Origin of the sequence: Marisediminitalea aggregata, assembly GCF_900129565.1 — a bacterium.
Lineage (GTDB): Bacteria > Pseudomonadota > Gammaproteobacteria > Enterobacterales > Alteromonadaceae > Alteromonas > Alteromonas aggregata.
In genome coordinates, this window is the sequence record NZ_FQWD01000002.1 from 15,942 (window position 1) to 29,485 (window position 13,544).

General features: G+C 48.5%; 10 protein-coding genes. 5 read left to right on the plus strand and 5 right to left on the minus strand.

All coding sequences use genetic code 11. The annotated features are described in order from the left end of the window. Positions 1-72: 72 nt before the first annotated feature. Both BUB81_RS04145 and BUB81_RS04150 read right to left on the minus strand, forming a co-directional pair. Positions 73-2,652 carry a TonB-dependent receptor plug domain-containing protein gene (locus tag BUB81_RS04145; RefSeq protein ID WP_073318813.1) on the minus strand — a complete coding sequence of 860 codons (2,580 nt, stop codon included), beginning with the start codon at positions 2,650-2,652 and terminating at the stop codon, positions 73-75. A 356-nt stretch (positions 2,653-3,008) separates the two neighbouring features. Then, entirely contained in the window at positions 3,009-3,356 is a 348-nt protein-coding gene (locus BUB81_RS04150; protein WP_175555766.1) for a Grx4 family monothiol glutaredoxin, read from the minus strand. Between the two features lie 469 nt (positions 3,357-3,825). On the opposite strand from BUB81_RS04150, the gene sodB reads away from it, so the two are divergent. The 4 genes from sodB (at position 3,826) to BUB81_RS04170 (ending at position 9,502) form a co-directional block, all read left to right on the plus strand. Continuing rightward, on the plus strand, positions 3,826-4,410 hold the full coding sequence (gene sodB, locus BUB81_RS04155; RefSeq protein WP_073318816.1) for a superoxide dismutase [Fe]: 585 nt from the start codon (positions 3,826-3,828) through the stop codon (positions 4,408-4,410). Between the two features lie 314 nt (positions 4,411-4,724). After that, the gene (locus tag BUB81_RS04160) at positions 4,725-6,647 is read left to right on the plus strand and encodes a PrkA family serine protein kinase (protein WP_073318819.1); all 1,923 of its coding nucleotides are present in this window, start codon (positions 4,725-4,727) and stop codon (positions 6,645-6,647) included. Positions 6,648-6,689: 42 nt separating this feature from the next. Further along, a complete protein-coding gene (locus tag BUB81_RS04165; protein WP_073318823.1) occupies positions 6,690-7,979 on the plus strand; it encodes a YeaH/YhbH family protein in 1,290 nt (429 codons plus the stop codon). Further along, positions 7,979-9,502, plus strand: coding sequence for a SpoVR family protein (locus tag BUB81_RS04170; RefSeq protein ID WP_073318826.1), 1,524 nt, complete (start codon positions 7,979-7,981; stop codon positions 9,500-9,502). The genes BUB81_RS04165 and BUB81_RS04170 overlap by 1 nt, the downstream gene beginning before the upstream one ends. A 101-nt stretch (positions 9,503-9,603) precedes the next feature. Here BUB81_RS04170 and BUB81_RS04175 read toward each other — a convergent pair whose 3' ends face one another. The 3 genes from BUB81_RS04175 to prmB are packed head-to-tail and all read right to left on the minus strand — an operon-like array spanning position 9,604 to position 12,853. Then, positions 9,604-10,785 carry an MFS transporter gene (locus tag BUB81_RS04175; RefSeq protein ID WP_073318829.1) on the minus strand — a complete coding sequence of 394 codons (1,182 nt, stop codon included), beginning with the start codon at positions 10,783-10,785 and terminating at the stop codon, positions 9,604-9,606. Between the two features lie 25 nt (positions 10,786-10,810). Next, entirely contained in the window at positions 10,811-11,914 is a 1,104-nt protein-coding gene (gene aroC / locus BUB81_RS04180) for a chorismate synthase (RefSeq protein ID WP_073318832.1), read from the minus strand. After that, positions 11,915-12,853 (minus strand): 50S ribosomal protein L3 N(5)-glutamine methyltransferase, encoded by a 939-nt coding sequence (gene prmB / locus BUB81_RS04185; RefSeq protein ID WP_073318835.1) that lies wholly within the window; start codon positions 12,851-12,853, stop codon positions 11,915-11,917. A gap of 103 nt (positions 12,854-12,956) precedes the next feature. On the opposite strand from prmB, the gene smrB reads away from it, so the two are divergent. Further along, entirely contained in the window at positions 12,957-13,520 is a 564-nt protein-coding gene (gene smrB / locus BUB81_RS04190) for an endonuclease SmrB (RefSeq protein WP_073318838.1), read from the plus strand. Positions 13,521-13,544 lie beyond the last annotated feature (24 nt).

Sequence of the window (13,544 nt, forward strand, 5' to 3'; positions counted from 1 at the left end):
AAGTATAGTCGTGACCAAAATGGCCGGCCGGCATTATACCGGTCGGCCAGGTCACAGGGAAAAACAATTACCTTAGAAAGTGTAAATACCCCTTAGGTAATAGAAGCCACCGTTAATACCGATTGGTGACGTTGTTGGGTACTGAGAACCGGCAATTTCATTGTCGTACAGTACGTTTTCGTCAGGACGCTCGTCGAACAGGTTTTTCGCACCAGCAACCAACTGCAGGTTGTCTGTGAAGTGATAACCCACTTCTAAATCGAATGTGTATTCAGAGCTAACCTGACCGATTGGCAGGCCTGAATCCAAGTGATCTTCGTAGATACTACCCGCGAAGTTCAAGCGGCCCAGTACGCGCCAGTCACCATTGGTGTGGTTCGCAGTGAAGCTGTAACGTGTAGCAGGCAGGTTGTTTTCCAACATGCGAACACGCTCTGCTGAGATGTTATCTGATGCTTCATCTACAGTGGTGGATGTCCAGTTATAGGCCAGTGAGAACTTGGTATCACCGCCTAACATGTCCATTGAGTAGTTAGCAACAATGTCCACACCTTCAGTCGTGGTGTCGAAGTCATTGGTGAAGAAGCTAACTTCTGAGAAGCTTGACGCGTCATCAACACCTTGTGCTAGCAGCGCTGCGATGTCTTCTTCAGTTAACTTGATACCTGACGTAGTACTAATACGGTCAGTCACTTCGATGTGGTAGTAGTCAACGGTCAGGAACAGGCCGCTATCGAATTCAGCAACCATACCAACGCTCATGCTTTCTGACTCTTCAGGCGTGAGCTGCGTACCGCCTTTTTGTACAGAAATCGGGTCTGTTGGTGGTAACGTTGCACGGTCGATTAGCTTACCATCAGTACCAAACGCAGTCGTTACGTTACGTACGTTGCTTTGACCAATTGTAGGTGCTTTAAAGCCTGTGCTGTAGGCACCACGGAATGCGATGCTGTCAGTAGCCTGATAGCGCAACGACACTTTACCTTTAGTGGTATCACCAAAGTCAGAGAAATCTTCGTAACGGATTGCCGCAGTCAGCAACAAATCGTCAGTCAGATACGCTTCTGCATCAACATACAATGCAATGTTGTGACGAGATGCTTCACCCGCACTACGCGCAGACAACCCAGGGAAGCCGTTTGAACCAATACCAAAGCCCTGAGATGCCAATGGACCAATCGCCCAAGACGCATCATCACCAGCGATGCTTTCATACGTTTCATGACGGTACTGGAAACCACCGGCTAAGTACAATGGCTCAGACAAACCCACTTCAATTGGCTTGTTCAGATCAACGTCGAATGATTTTTCAGTCTGGATATATTTACCCGGCTTGAAAGATGTCGGCGTATCTGGGCCCAAAGACGGGTTGATGGTGTTGCTGATAGCGAAATCAACTTCGTTCTGACCAAAGTTCAGGCTAACGTCGTAGCCGATTTCATTGCCAAATTCGCCACTGGTTCCCAAAATCAATGACATGTCTTGTACGGTACCACCGAAACGTGGTGTGAAACCACCCGGGAACAGTTCATTGAAAGCAAAACAGTTTGCGCCAATCGGCGTTGAGTTATCTGCGATAAGAGCATAATCAGCGTCGTCAAGTACGTTACCGTCGGTAATACGCACCGTAGGACATTCAAGCCCCATACCTACGCCATCCAGGTCACCTACCAGCAACAGTGGCGTATCGTTGTCGTCAGTACCACCGTCGTATACACCACCACGGGTGTGCGGGTTACGGAAATAAAAACCACCTTCTACTTCACGCTCAGCGTAGTTACCGAACAAGTACACGCGTGAATCAGAACCCAGGTCCATACCGAGGTTAGCAAATAGTTTCACGTCGTCTTTGATTTCAGGACTACCCCAGATTTGCGACGGGTTAGCAACGAAGGTGTTACCTGCGGAAATCAGTGCTGCAGCATCGTCACGCTGAACGCTACGAGAGGTTGCGTCAGAAGTGCGGTATTCCGCAGTGAAGTTTGCGAAACCGTCATCACCTAAAGGCATGCCCACGTTACCAGTGAGCTGAAGCATGTCGCCGTCGCCTTCGTAGTAAGAACCAGTGCGCGCTTCGAACATACCGCCTTCAGCGTCGTCTTTCAGCACGAAGTTCACAACCCCAGCAATCGCGTCAGAACCGTACTGTGCAGCAGCACCGTCACGCAGTACTTCAACCTGCTTCAACGCAGCAGCCGGAATGGTAGAAATGTCAGGGCCCTGTGCACCGTCTGACAAACCACCACCCAGGAAGGTGATAACTGCAGAGCGATGGCGACGCTTACCATTTACCAGTACCAGAGTATGGTCAGAAGCCATACCACGTAAGTTCGCAGGACGAACCAGGGTTGAGGCGTCGTTAATAGGCTGGTCGTTAACGTTCAGTGAAGGCACAACTGTTTGTAACATGGATACCATGTCGGTAGAGCCTTGGTTAACAAACTCTTCTTCTGAAATGATATCGATAGGTACTGCTGAGTCGCCTATAGAGCGAGGTGCAGCACGCGTACCAACAACAGCGATTTTTTCAACGTCTTTTGCGTTGCTTTCTTCTTGAGCTAGTGCAGGCGTTGCTACCACACTACCAGCAGCAACCGACGCTGCCAGAATCAGCCTTAGCTGAGAAGTTAGTTTCGTCAAACTTGTGTTCATAATGGTTTCCCGGTTTTTTGTCAGGCCATTTTTTGGGTGACATTTGCTGTGCAAAAATCACCGGCCTTTTATCTGTAAATTTAACCTTCAACACCATCTCGTAGATTCGAAATAGCCCTTGCGTTATAGTCGCTAAACCATTAGAAAACAAACAAAATATACTAAATTAAAAATATATTTTTTTATGATGGAGGATCGTGAATTGTGACTTGTCTATGTACTTTTAGGCGGGGTAAAAATCACGTGTTTTTAGCGTAATTTTGATTAAAAAACGACTAAATAGCACTCATAAAAAAACGGCTTATAAAAAGCCGCTTTTTCGAAATCGATATGTGTGCCAGCACACTTTTCAACGCTTATTCTGCTTTATTTTTCTCAGCAGTTTCTTTGATTAGCGTTTGTAACTCACCTTGCTGGAACATTTCTAACACGATGTCACAACCACCCACCAATTCACCATCTACCCACAACTGAGGAAACGTTGGCCAGTTCGCGTATTTTGGCAATTCGGCGCGAATATCCGGGTTCTGCAGAATATCAACATATGCGAACGGTTCTCCGCATGACATCAGCGCCTGTGACGCTTGCGCAGAAAATCCGCAGCTTGGGAGTTTGGGTGAGCCCTTCATGTATAACAGAATCGGGTTTTCCGCGATTTGCTGTTGAATACGTTCTACTGTGCTCAGTTCACCATTGTTTTCCATGAGTGCCTCGTTAAATCTGATTCTGAATGACCAATATGGTCATGGTTTACGCTTTTTCAAGCTGTCATCGTTAAATGTTAAACTGCGACAGCTTGTAATGGCGAGCACTTTATCATCTTTTGTGCTTTATCCCTATGCGTGCACTGACAGCAATCCGGTTTATGCTTAGATCACATCACTCTATGCCATTCTCTTTTGGATTGATCAGATCCGTCGTGTTCGCGGTATTATGTTTACACTTAACATTTATTGGCATTTGCGCAAATCATCATATAGTCTGATGATTCTTAGCAGTCGCTGTCGACGAATTAACCTGAAAAAACACCAACCCATCGAAAAATCCGAAATTTGTCATTGGGTTAGTGAGATTCGTCCCTATATATCAAAACAGTCGGGGTAACCCCCATGTATAACAACACTTACTCTGACAACAGACTACGTACAATCAACCACGAAAATGGAGACTCATATGGCTTTTGAATTACCAGCGTTACCTTATGAAAAAGATGCACTGGAGCCACATATTTCAGCAGAAACGCTTGATTTTCACTACGGCAAGCACCACGCCACTTATGTGACCAAGCTAAATGGTCTAATCGAAGGAACAGACCTGGCATCAAAAAGCCTGGAAGAGATCGTTAAATCTTCTGAAGGCGGCGTATTCAACAACGCAGCACAGATCTGGAACCACACGTTTTACTGGCACAGCCTGAGCCCGAATGGCGGCGGCGAGCCAACAGGTGCGTTAGCAGACGCGATCAACGCGAAATGGGGTTCATTTGACGACTTCAAAGCGGCGTTTAATGACAAAGCAGTGAACAACTTCGGTTCAAGCTGGACCTGGTTAGTTAAGACTGCTGACGGCGGCCTTGATATCGTAAACACCAGCAACGCAGCTACTCCGTTAACTGACGAGAGCCTGACTCCGCTGATGACTGTAGATTTGTGGGAGCACGCGTACTATATCGATTACCGCAACGTGCGTCCTAAGTACCTGGAAGGTTTCTGGGCACTGGTTAACTGGGAATTTGCTTCTGCAAACTTCGCAGCTTAATTGCAAAAAACTAAACAATTAGTGTAAAAATACCCGGCCATGGCCGGGTATTTTTTTGTCTGATAATTCATCGTTTCATCAGCTTTTCAGCATAAACAACTCCGCGAACAATGTCGCCGAACATTCACTAAAATACCGCTAAAATTCATGAACTCCATCTGATATCACAGCCCAATAAATCTGTGGCCTCCATGATTTTATTAACATTTTTGTTGCAAAAATAAACGATAAATAACCGATCGCCCCCCTTTGTTTTCTCGTATTTAAGGTCTATGCTGGAACTACGGGAGACCGTTTTTTATACAGGGGTATTTATGGGTATTTTCGAGCATTACCAAGAGCGCTATGAAAAACATAAGCAAGAAGAGTTCACCATCCAGGAGTTCTTAGACATCTGTAAAAACGACCCGATGGCCTACGCAAACTCTGCGGAGAGACTGCTACAGGCCATTGGTGAACCCGAGATGATAGACACTTCGACCGATCCAGCGCTCAGTCGTATTTTTTCAAATCGTATCATCTCGCGTTATCCGGCTTTTCACGAGTTCTTCGGCATGGAAGAAGCAATAGAGCAAATCGTTTCTTACCTCAAGCATGCCGCTCAGGGCCTGGAAGAGAAAAAACAAATTTTATATTTACTGGGGCCAGTGGGTGGCGGTAAGTCGTCTTTGGCTGAACGTCTCAAAGAGCTTATGCAAATGGTGCCTATTTACACCCTGCAGGGCTCACCGGTAAACGACCATCCGTTCTGTTTGTTCGACGTTAACGAAGACGGCAACATACTTGAACAGGAATACGGCATTCCGAAGCGCTATCTGAAAACCATCATGTCGCCCTGGGCACGCAAACGCCTGCACGAATTCAATGGCGACATCACCAAATTTAAAGTGGTTAAAACCTTTCCGTCTATTCTCGACCAAATTGGGATTGCGAAAACCGAACCGGGCGACGAAAACAATCAGGATATTTCGTCACTGGTGGGTAAAGTCGATATTCGTCGTCTTGAGCAGTTTGCCCAAAACGACCCGGATGCATACAGCTACTCTGGTTCACTGTGTAAAGCAAACCAAGGGCTGATGGAATTCGTGGAAATGTTCAAAGCGCCCATTAAAGTGCTGCATCCACTGCTGACCGCGACACAAGAAGGCAACTACAACCCTACCGAAGGTTTCTCAGCGCTGCCTTTTGACGGCTTAATTCTGGCCCACTCTAACGAGTCGGAATGGCAATCCTTCCGCAACAACAAAAACAACGAAGCCTTCCTGGATCGTGTGTATATTGTGAAGGTGCCTTATTGCTTACGCGTTTCAGAAGAAATGCGGATCTACAACAAACTATTGGAGAACAGTGAATTATCGGGCGCGCCTTGTGCACCGGACACATTGAAAAGCCTGGCGCAATTCATTGTGTTGTCACGTTTGAAGGCCCCAGAAAACTCCAGTATTTATTCGAAAATGCGGGTTTACGACGGTGAAAGTCTGAAAGACACCGATCCAAAAGCCAAATCATACCAGGAATACCGTGATTACGCGGGTGTCGATGAAGGTATGGAAGGTCTGTCCACGCGTTTTGCATTCAAGATCTTGTCACGGGTATTTAACTTCGACCACACCGAAGTGGCGGCCAACCCGGTGCACCTGTTCTATGTATTGGAGCGTCAAATCGAGCGCGAGCAATTCCCACAGGAAACCGCTGACCGCTACAAAGAATTCCTGAAAGGCTACCTGATCCCCCACTACGTGGAGTTCATTGGCAAAGAAATTCAAACCGCGTACCTGGAGTCTTATTCAGAGTACGGTCAAAACCTGTTCGACCGCTATGTCACTTATGCTGACTTCTGGATACAGGATCAGGAATACCGCGATCCGGAAACCGGCCAGTTGTTTGACCGGGCTTCACTGAATGCCGAACTGGAAAAAACTGAAAAGCCAGCCGGTATCAGTAATCCGAAAGACTTCCGCAACGAAATTGTGAATTTTGTACTGCGTGCCAGAGCCAATAACGGCGGTAAAAACCCAACCTGGACCAGCTACGAAAAACTGCGCACGGTCATTGAGAAGAAAATGTTCTCGAATACCGAAGACCTGCTGCCTGTTATTTCGTTTAACACCAAAGGCAGCGCGGAAGACAAGAAGAAACACGATGACTTCGTCAATCGTATGGTGGAGAAAGGCTATACCCAAAAACAAGTGCGTTTATTATGCGAGTGGTACCTTCGCGTCCGCAAAGCATCGTAAGCCAGTAGCATTCCGCGAGTAAAGCTTGAATGAAGGGGTTGTATGGCACATTTTATCGACCGCCGGTTAAACAGTAAGGGAAAGAGTACGCTTAACCGGCAGCGTTTCTTAAAACGCTATAAGCAACAAATTAAACGCGCCGTTTCTGACGCCGTGGGCGAACGCTCAGTGACCGACGTTGATTCTGGCGAACAAATTAGTATTCCAAAGCGCGATATTTCCGAGCCGGTATTTCATACCGGCAAGGGCGGAAAGCGCACAGCGGTACATCCTGGCAACGACCAGTTTACTGCCGGAGACCGAATCGACCGTCCGCCTCAACAAGGCGGTGGTGGCAGTGGTCAGGGCGACGCCAGTGATTCAGGCGAAGGTCAGGATGATTTTAGTTTTTCAATTTCAAAAGACGAATATTTGGACCTGCTGTTCGAAGACCTCGCCCTACCCAACCTGAAAAACAGTCAGTTTGATCAGGTGGTGCAATACGAAACTTATCGGGCTGGTTTTCAAACCGACGGGGTGCCCAGCAATCTGGATATAGTGCGTTCATTGAAAGGCTCTATGGCCCGCCGAATCGCATTAACCGCCGGTGATCGTCGTAAATTGCGCGAGTGTGAAGAAAAACTCGAAGCGCTTCGCAACGACAAGCACGACAACACGGTTGCCATACTGGAACTGGAACAGACCATCGCGAAGTTGAAAGCCAAAATTGCCGGGGTGCCGTTCATCGACACCTTCGATCTGCGGTTTAAAAACTACGCCAAGAAGCCGGTTCCCACCAGTAAAGCCGTTATGTTTTGCCTCATGGATGTCTCTGGTTCAATGGATCAGGCCACCAAAGACATGGCAAAACGGTTTTATATTTTGCTGTATTTGTTCTTAACCCGCACCTATGAAAACGTTGAGGTGGTCTACATACGCCATCACACTCAGGCCAAAGAAGTCGACGAACAGGAGTTTTTCTACTCCCAGGAAACCGGCGGAACGATTGTGTCCAGTGCACTCAAGCTAATGGATGAAATTATTCAGGCCCGCTACCAGGACAGCGATTGGAACATTTACGCCGCACAGGCATCCGATGGCGACAACTGGGCTGACGACTCGCCCCAGTGCCGTGAGCTCCTGACGAAAAAGCTACTTCCGGTAACGCGGTATTTTGCTTATATCGAAATCACCGAGCGCCAGCATCAAAGCTTGTGGCGTGAATACCAAACCGTGGAGGAAGGCTGCGAAAACTTTGTGTGTAAACATATTACGTCGGTGAATGACATCTATCCGGTATTCCGGGAGTTGTTTGAAAAGACCAATTCATCGACTGCTTCGGGAGGAAGTTAATGGCTGCAAATTCTGCTGTAAAAACACAGCCTTTGAGTGACGGTCCGGACTGGACCTTCGACATGCTGGAGCAATACGAAGCCGAAATCGACCGCATTGCTAAAGCCTTTCGACTGGATATTTACCCCAACCAAATAGAAGTGATCACCGCTGAGCAAATGATGGACGCCTATGCGAGCATAGGCATGCCCATCAATTACACGCACTGGTCCTTCGGCAAAAAGTTTATTCAAACTGAGCAACAATACCGTCGTGGCCATATGGGGCTGGCCTACGAGATAGTGATCAATTCCAATCCGTGTATTGCTTATCTGATGGAAGAAAATACTATCACCATGCAGGCGCTGGTAATGGCACACGCCTGCTATGGGCATAACTCGTTTTTCAAAGGCAACTACCTGTTCCAAACCTGGACAGATGCCAGTTCCATTATCGATTACCTGGTATTTGCCAAAAATTACATCGCCAAATGTGAGCAAAAATACGGCTATGAGGAAGTTGAACAAACCCTCGACTCCTGCCACGCATTAATGAATTACGGCGTTGACCGTTACAAGCGCCCACAGAAGTTGTCTCTTCAGGAAGAAAAAAGCCGCCAGAAGCAACGGGCAAAATATTTGCAGTCGCAGGTAAATGAATTATGGCGTACCTTGCCTGAGGTAAAACACGAATCCAGTAAAGAAGCCCCTCGCTTCCCCGCAGAGCCTCAGGAAAACTTGCTGTACTTTATTGAGAAAAACGCCCCGCTACTTGAGCCCTGGCAACGGGAACTCGTCAGGATAGTTCGCAAAGTCTCACAGTACTTTTACCCGCAAAAACAAACGCAGGTAATGAACGAAGGCTGGGCCTGTTTCTGGCACTACCATATTCTAAACACACTGTATGACGAAGGCCTGGTTACCGACCGCTTTATGCTGGAGTTTCTGCACAGCCACACCAGCGTGGTCACCCAACCCGACTATAACAGCCCGTATTACAGTGGGATTAACCCCTACGCTCTCGGGTTCAATATGTTTATGGATATTAAACGCATCTGTCAGGAGCCAACGGAAGAAGACCGCTACTGGTTCCCTGACATCGCCGGTAAAGACTGGTTGGACACGGTGCATTTTGCCATGCATAACTTTAAGGATGAAAGCTTTATCAGTCAGTTTCTGTCGCCCAAAGTAATGCGGGACTTTAAGCTGTTTGCGGTTGAAGACGACGATAGCAAACCCTATGTCAGCGTATCGGCTATTCACGATGAACAGGGTTATCACGCAATAAGAGAAAAACTGTCGGCCCAGTACAACCTCAGCAACCTTGAGCCTAATATTCAAATCTACAACGTTGATGTGCGTGGCGATCGCTCGCTGACGTTACGCTATGTGCCACAAAACGGTATTCCGCTGGCGGACAGCAAAGACGAAGTCATGCGTCACCTGCACCGCTTGTGGAAATTTGATGTAAAACTTGAGCAAGCTGACGAAAACGGGGACAGTAAGGTCCTCGCCAGTTGTCTGAGGGTCAATGGCGCGGCCTGAACGAAAGTCATCTCAGCCGGGCATGTCACGTTGCCCGGCTTACACTTTACCTACAATTTCACTGCCACCAACGCTTTAATGCAATGCATGCGCAGTGGCCTTTAACTGTGCAGAGGGTGTCGTTGACTCATTTGAGCAGGCTTAATCAACAGTAACAGTAGCCCACCAGCAACAGCACATAGCGATGCCGCGGCAAACGTTTCGAATGCCCCACTGCCCTGTTGCCATATTTGTCCGGCTGCGTAATTGCCGATAGCGCCCCCCAAGCCGAAAGCCAGGCCAATGTAGGCAGCCTGAATACGCCCGTGAATGTGTGACGGAAAATAGTGATGAATAAACTGCATCGAAGTCGAATGATTCAAGCCAAAACTCAATGCATGAATAAACTGGCTGAAGAATACCAGCCAGAAATGCTCAGCCAGCGTTCCTAACACCCACCAGCGCAGTCCGGTAGCCAGCAAACACAGCATAAGCAGTCGCCACACGCCGAATCGGGCGATCAGTTTTTGTGCGATAAGGAAGATACCCACTTCGACCAACACGCCCAGCGCAATCAACAGGCCGGTCTCCATTCCCGTATACCCCAAATCGCGCATATACAAGGCAAAGAAGCCGTAATAGGCCCCAAAACTCACCTGCAGCAAACCATTGACGATAAGAAATACAATCACAACCTTATTGCGCAAATAGCCCCAGATACTGCCAGACTGACTGTGATTACGCTGCATAGTGTCAGGCTGCCTGAGTGCCAGTGTACTGACAAACAACGCGCTGAGAACCAGCATAGAGGCATAAATCGGTGTTTCTGTAGAAAAAAAGTCCAGTGCCTGCCCCACCAACACGGTCAGCACAATAAAACCAACACTTCCCCAAAGCCGCACTCTGCCATAGCGCTTTGAGTCACCATCCACGGTATGAAGGGTCAACACTTCCAGCTGCGGTAACACGGCAGTCCAGAACATCATCATCAACCCCATGGTCAATGTGAGGTACCAGAATGAAAACGCCCAGAACACACCAATGAAGCTAAACACCGTGAGTGCACAACCAAGGCGAAGAATAAACAGGATTTTACCGGTCTTGTCGGCTATCCCTGCCCACAGCGAAGGCCCGATAATGCGCGCCAGGGTAATTACAGCGAACAATTCGCCAATTTCGGCAGAGGTGAACCCTCGTCCGTCTAAGAAGACGCCAAGATAAGGGGTAATAACACCAAGTTGGCCGAAATACAGCGCGTAGGTAAGGCTGAGTGCGACAACGGTAAAGCGATTTACCGTTGTCATGACAGATTTAATATTGCAGGTCGAATCACTTGGCTGCGTTGCCAGGGATCACGGGGGTTTGACTCATTACATCGGCATTCTGCGCACGATGACGCAGGCAGTGATCCATTAATACCAATGCCAGCATGGCTTCAGCAATTGGCACTGCCCGAATGCCCACACACGGGTCGTGACGACCTTTAGTAACGATATCAATGGCATTGCCTTCGGTATCGATGGTTTTACCCGGTACCGAGATACTCGAGGTCGGCTTAAGTGCCATGTGTACCACCAGATCCTGTCCGGTAGAAATACCACCCAATACACCACCTGAGTGATTTGAGGTAAAACCTTCCGGTGTCAGCGTATCGCGATGCTCGCTGCCTTTTTGTGTGATCACTTCAAAGCCGTCACCCACTTCCACGCCTTTCACTGCGTTAATGCCCATCATTGCACCGGCAATATCTGCATCCAGACGATCGAAGACGGGTTCGCCTAAGCCAACCGGCATGTTGGTTGCCACTACCGACACTTTGGCACCAATTGAATCACCGGATTTCTTGAGGTCACGCATGTACTCATCCAGCGCTTCCAGCTTGCTTTCATCGGGGCAGAAAAACGGGTTCGTATTGATCACATCGTAATCAACGCTGTCGATGCCAATCGGTCCTAATTGCGACAAGAAACCGTGGATTTCGATACCGTACACCTGCTTGAGGAATTTTTTAGCAATTCCCCCCGCAGCAACCCGAATCGCAGTCTCGCGGGCCGATGAGCGGCCGCCACCGCGGTAGTCTCGCATACCGTATTTTTGCTGGTAGGTATAATCCGCATGCCCCGGGCGAAAACGGTTGGCGATATTGGAGTAATCCTGACTGCGCTGATCTTTGTTTTTGATCAGTAAACCAATGCTGGTACCCGTGGTTTTACCTTCAAACACGCCCGACAGAATTTGTACTTCATCGTCTTCACGACGCGCCGTGGTATACCGCGAGGTACCCGGTTTTCTGCGGTCCAGGTCGACTTGTAAATCTTCTTCACATAACGCTAATCCTGGCGGGCAACCATCAACCACGCCACCTAAAGCGATACCATGACTTTCACCAAAGGTGCTAACGGTAAAAAACTTTCCGAATGTATTTCCGGCCATTTACACACTATTCCTGTTGTTAAATCGTTCAAGTGCCGCTTTGGTTACGGCAAAAATCCCATGGCCCCCTTGTGCCAGCTCAACCCATTCCAGTTCTAACCCCGGGAAACGGTTGTCCATATGCACCAGTGAATTACCCACTTCCACTAACAACACACCATTATCAGACAAGTGTTGTGGGGCCTGTTGTAATATAGTCTCAACCAGATCAAGACCATCGTCGCCTGCGGCGAGTGCCAGCTCAGGCTCGTGTTGGAATTCGTTTGGCAAATCAGCCATGTCCTGTGCATCCACATAAGGCGGATTAGACACAATCAGGTCGTATTGCTGTCCTTCAAGCTGGTTGAACAAATCTGAATACAGCGGGAACACACGATGCGATAACCCGTGTTCCTGAATATTCATTTCAGCCACGGTTAACGCATCTTCGCTGATGTCCACCGCATCAACCTCGGCTTCGTCAAACGCGTACGCCAGGGCAATAGCAATACAGCCGCCGCCGGTACACAAATCCAGAATGCGTGACGGTGGCTCACTCAACCACTGAGCAAATTTGTTCTCGATGAGTTCGGCAAACGGTGAGCGAGGAATCAATACGCGCTCGTCGACGTAAAATGGCAACCCGCAAAACCAGGCTTCGTTGGTAATGTATGGCAACGGCAAGCGGGTTTGCACGCGCTGCAACACCAGCTCAGCCACTTTACTGCGCTCACTTTGCGTTAGCCTGGCAGCAAACAGACCGTCACCGGTTTGTTGCGTTAACCCATGGGGTAAATGCAGCGCCTGAAACACCAGACTGACGGCTTCATCCCAAGCGTTGTCGGTACCGTGTCCAAAAAACAAATCTGCGTCGTTAAACCGACTCACCGCCCAGCGCACCATATCTAAAATAGAGTGCAAATCGGCAATGGCCTCGTCGAGGTAAAATTTGTCTGTCATGTTGCTTAATATGCCCGGCTTTAAGAAAGGTGGTATGATACATAATGTTGACCATTTCGGACATGCTTAATTTGTCCAATATATGCAGTTCGTAACCAGAGGAATGTTGAGCGTGAAAAAGTATTCGGCACCGTCCGCAGAAGAACCGGACGACCTGTCTCTTTTTCAGTCAGAAGTAAAAGGGGTTAAGCCGCTCACGCAGGATACCTATGTGCCCCCGCAACCGGCCAGGAAAATCGCCGTAAAGCGCCAACAAAAGGCAGAGCGCAACGCCCATGCCAGCTTCGAATTCTCCGATGCCTTTGAAGGCTTTATTGCCCCGCAGGGTGCACTGCGTTACTGCAGGGAAGACGTCCCTGCTTACGAACTAAAACAGCTAAGACGGGGCGACTACAGCCCGGAGTATATTCTGGATTTACACGGCATGACCCGGCAACAAGCCAAGATGGAACTGGCCAGTCTGCTCCATACAGCCAAACAGGAACACGTCGACTGTGTTTGCCTGGTACACGGTCACGGTACCGGCGTGCTAAAACAAGCACTGCCCCACTACCTGATTCAGCACCCGCAAGTACGTGCATTCCACCAGGCCCCGCTGGAATACGGTGGCCAGGGGGCACTATTGGTATTACTGACGGTTGACTCGCCTTTCGCCAAAAAGCGCTAAGCCAACCGTAATTAACAGTAACCG

Excerpts from the sequence above, each read along its gene's own strand:
- BUB81_RS04145 (WP_073318813.1), bottom strand. The coding sequence starts at position 2,652 with ATGAACACAAGTTTGACGAAACTAACTTCTCAGCTAAGGCTGATTCTG.
- BUB81_RS04150 (WP_175555766.1), bottom strand. The coding sequence starts at position 3,356 with ATGGAAAACAATGGTGAACTGAGCACAGTAGAACGTATTCAACAGCAA.
- sodB (WP_073318816.1), top strand. The coding sequence starts at position 3,826 with ATGGCTTTTGAATTACCAGCGTTACCTTATGAAAAAGATGCACTGGAG.
- BUB81_RS04160 (WP_073318819.1), top strand. The coding sequence starts at position 4,725 with ATGGGTATTTTCGAGCATTACCAAGAGCGCTATGAAAAACATAAGCAA.
- BUB81_RS04165 (WP_073318823.1), top strand. The coding sequence starts at position 6,690 with ATGGCACATTTTATCGACCGCCGGTTAAACAGTAAGGGAAAGAGTACG.
- BUB81_RS04170 (WP_073318826.1), top strand. The coding sequence starts at position 7,979 with ATGGCTGCAAATTCTGCTGTAAAAACACAGCCTTTGAGTGACGGTCCG.
- BUB81_RS04175 (WP_073318829.1), bottom strand. The coding sequence starts at position 10,785 with ATGACAACGGTAAATCGCTTTACCGTTGTCGCACTCAGCCTTACCTAC.
- aroC (WP_073318832.1), bottom strand. The coding sequence starts at position 11,914 with ATGGCCGGAAATACATTCGGAAAGTTTTTTACCGTTAGCACCTTTGGT.
- prmB (WP_073318835.1), bottom strand. The coding sequence starts at position 12,853 with ATGACAGACAAATTTTACCTCGACGAGGCCATTGCCGATTTGCACTCT.
- smrB (WP_073318838.1), top strand. The coding sequence starts at position 12,957 with ATGTTGAGCGTGAAAAAGTATTCGGCACCGTCCGCAGAAGAACCGGAC.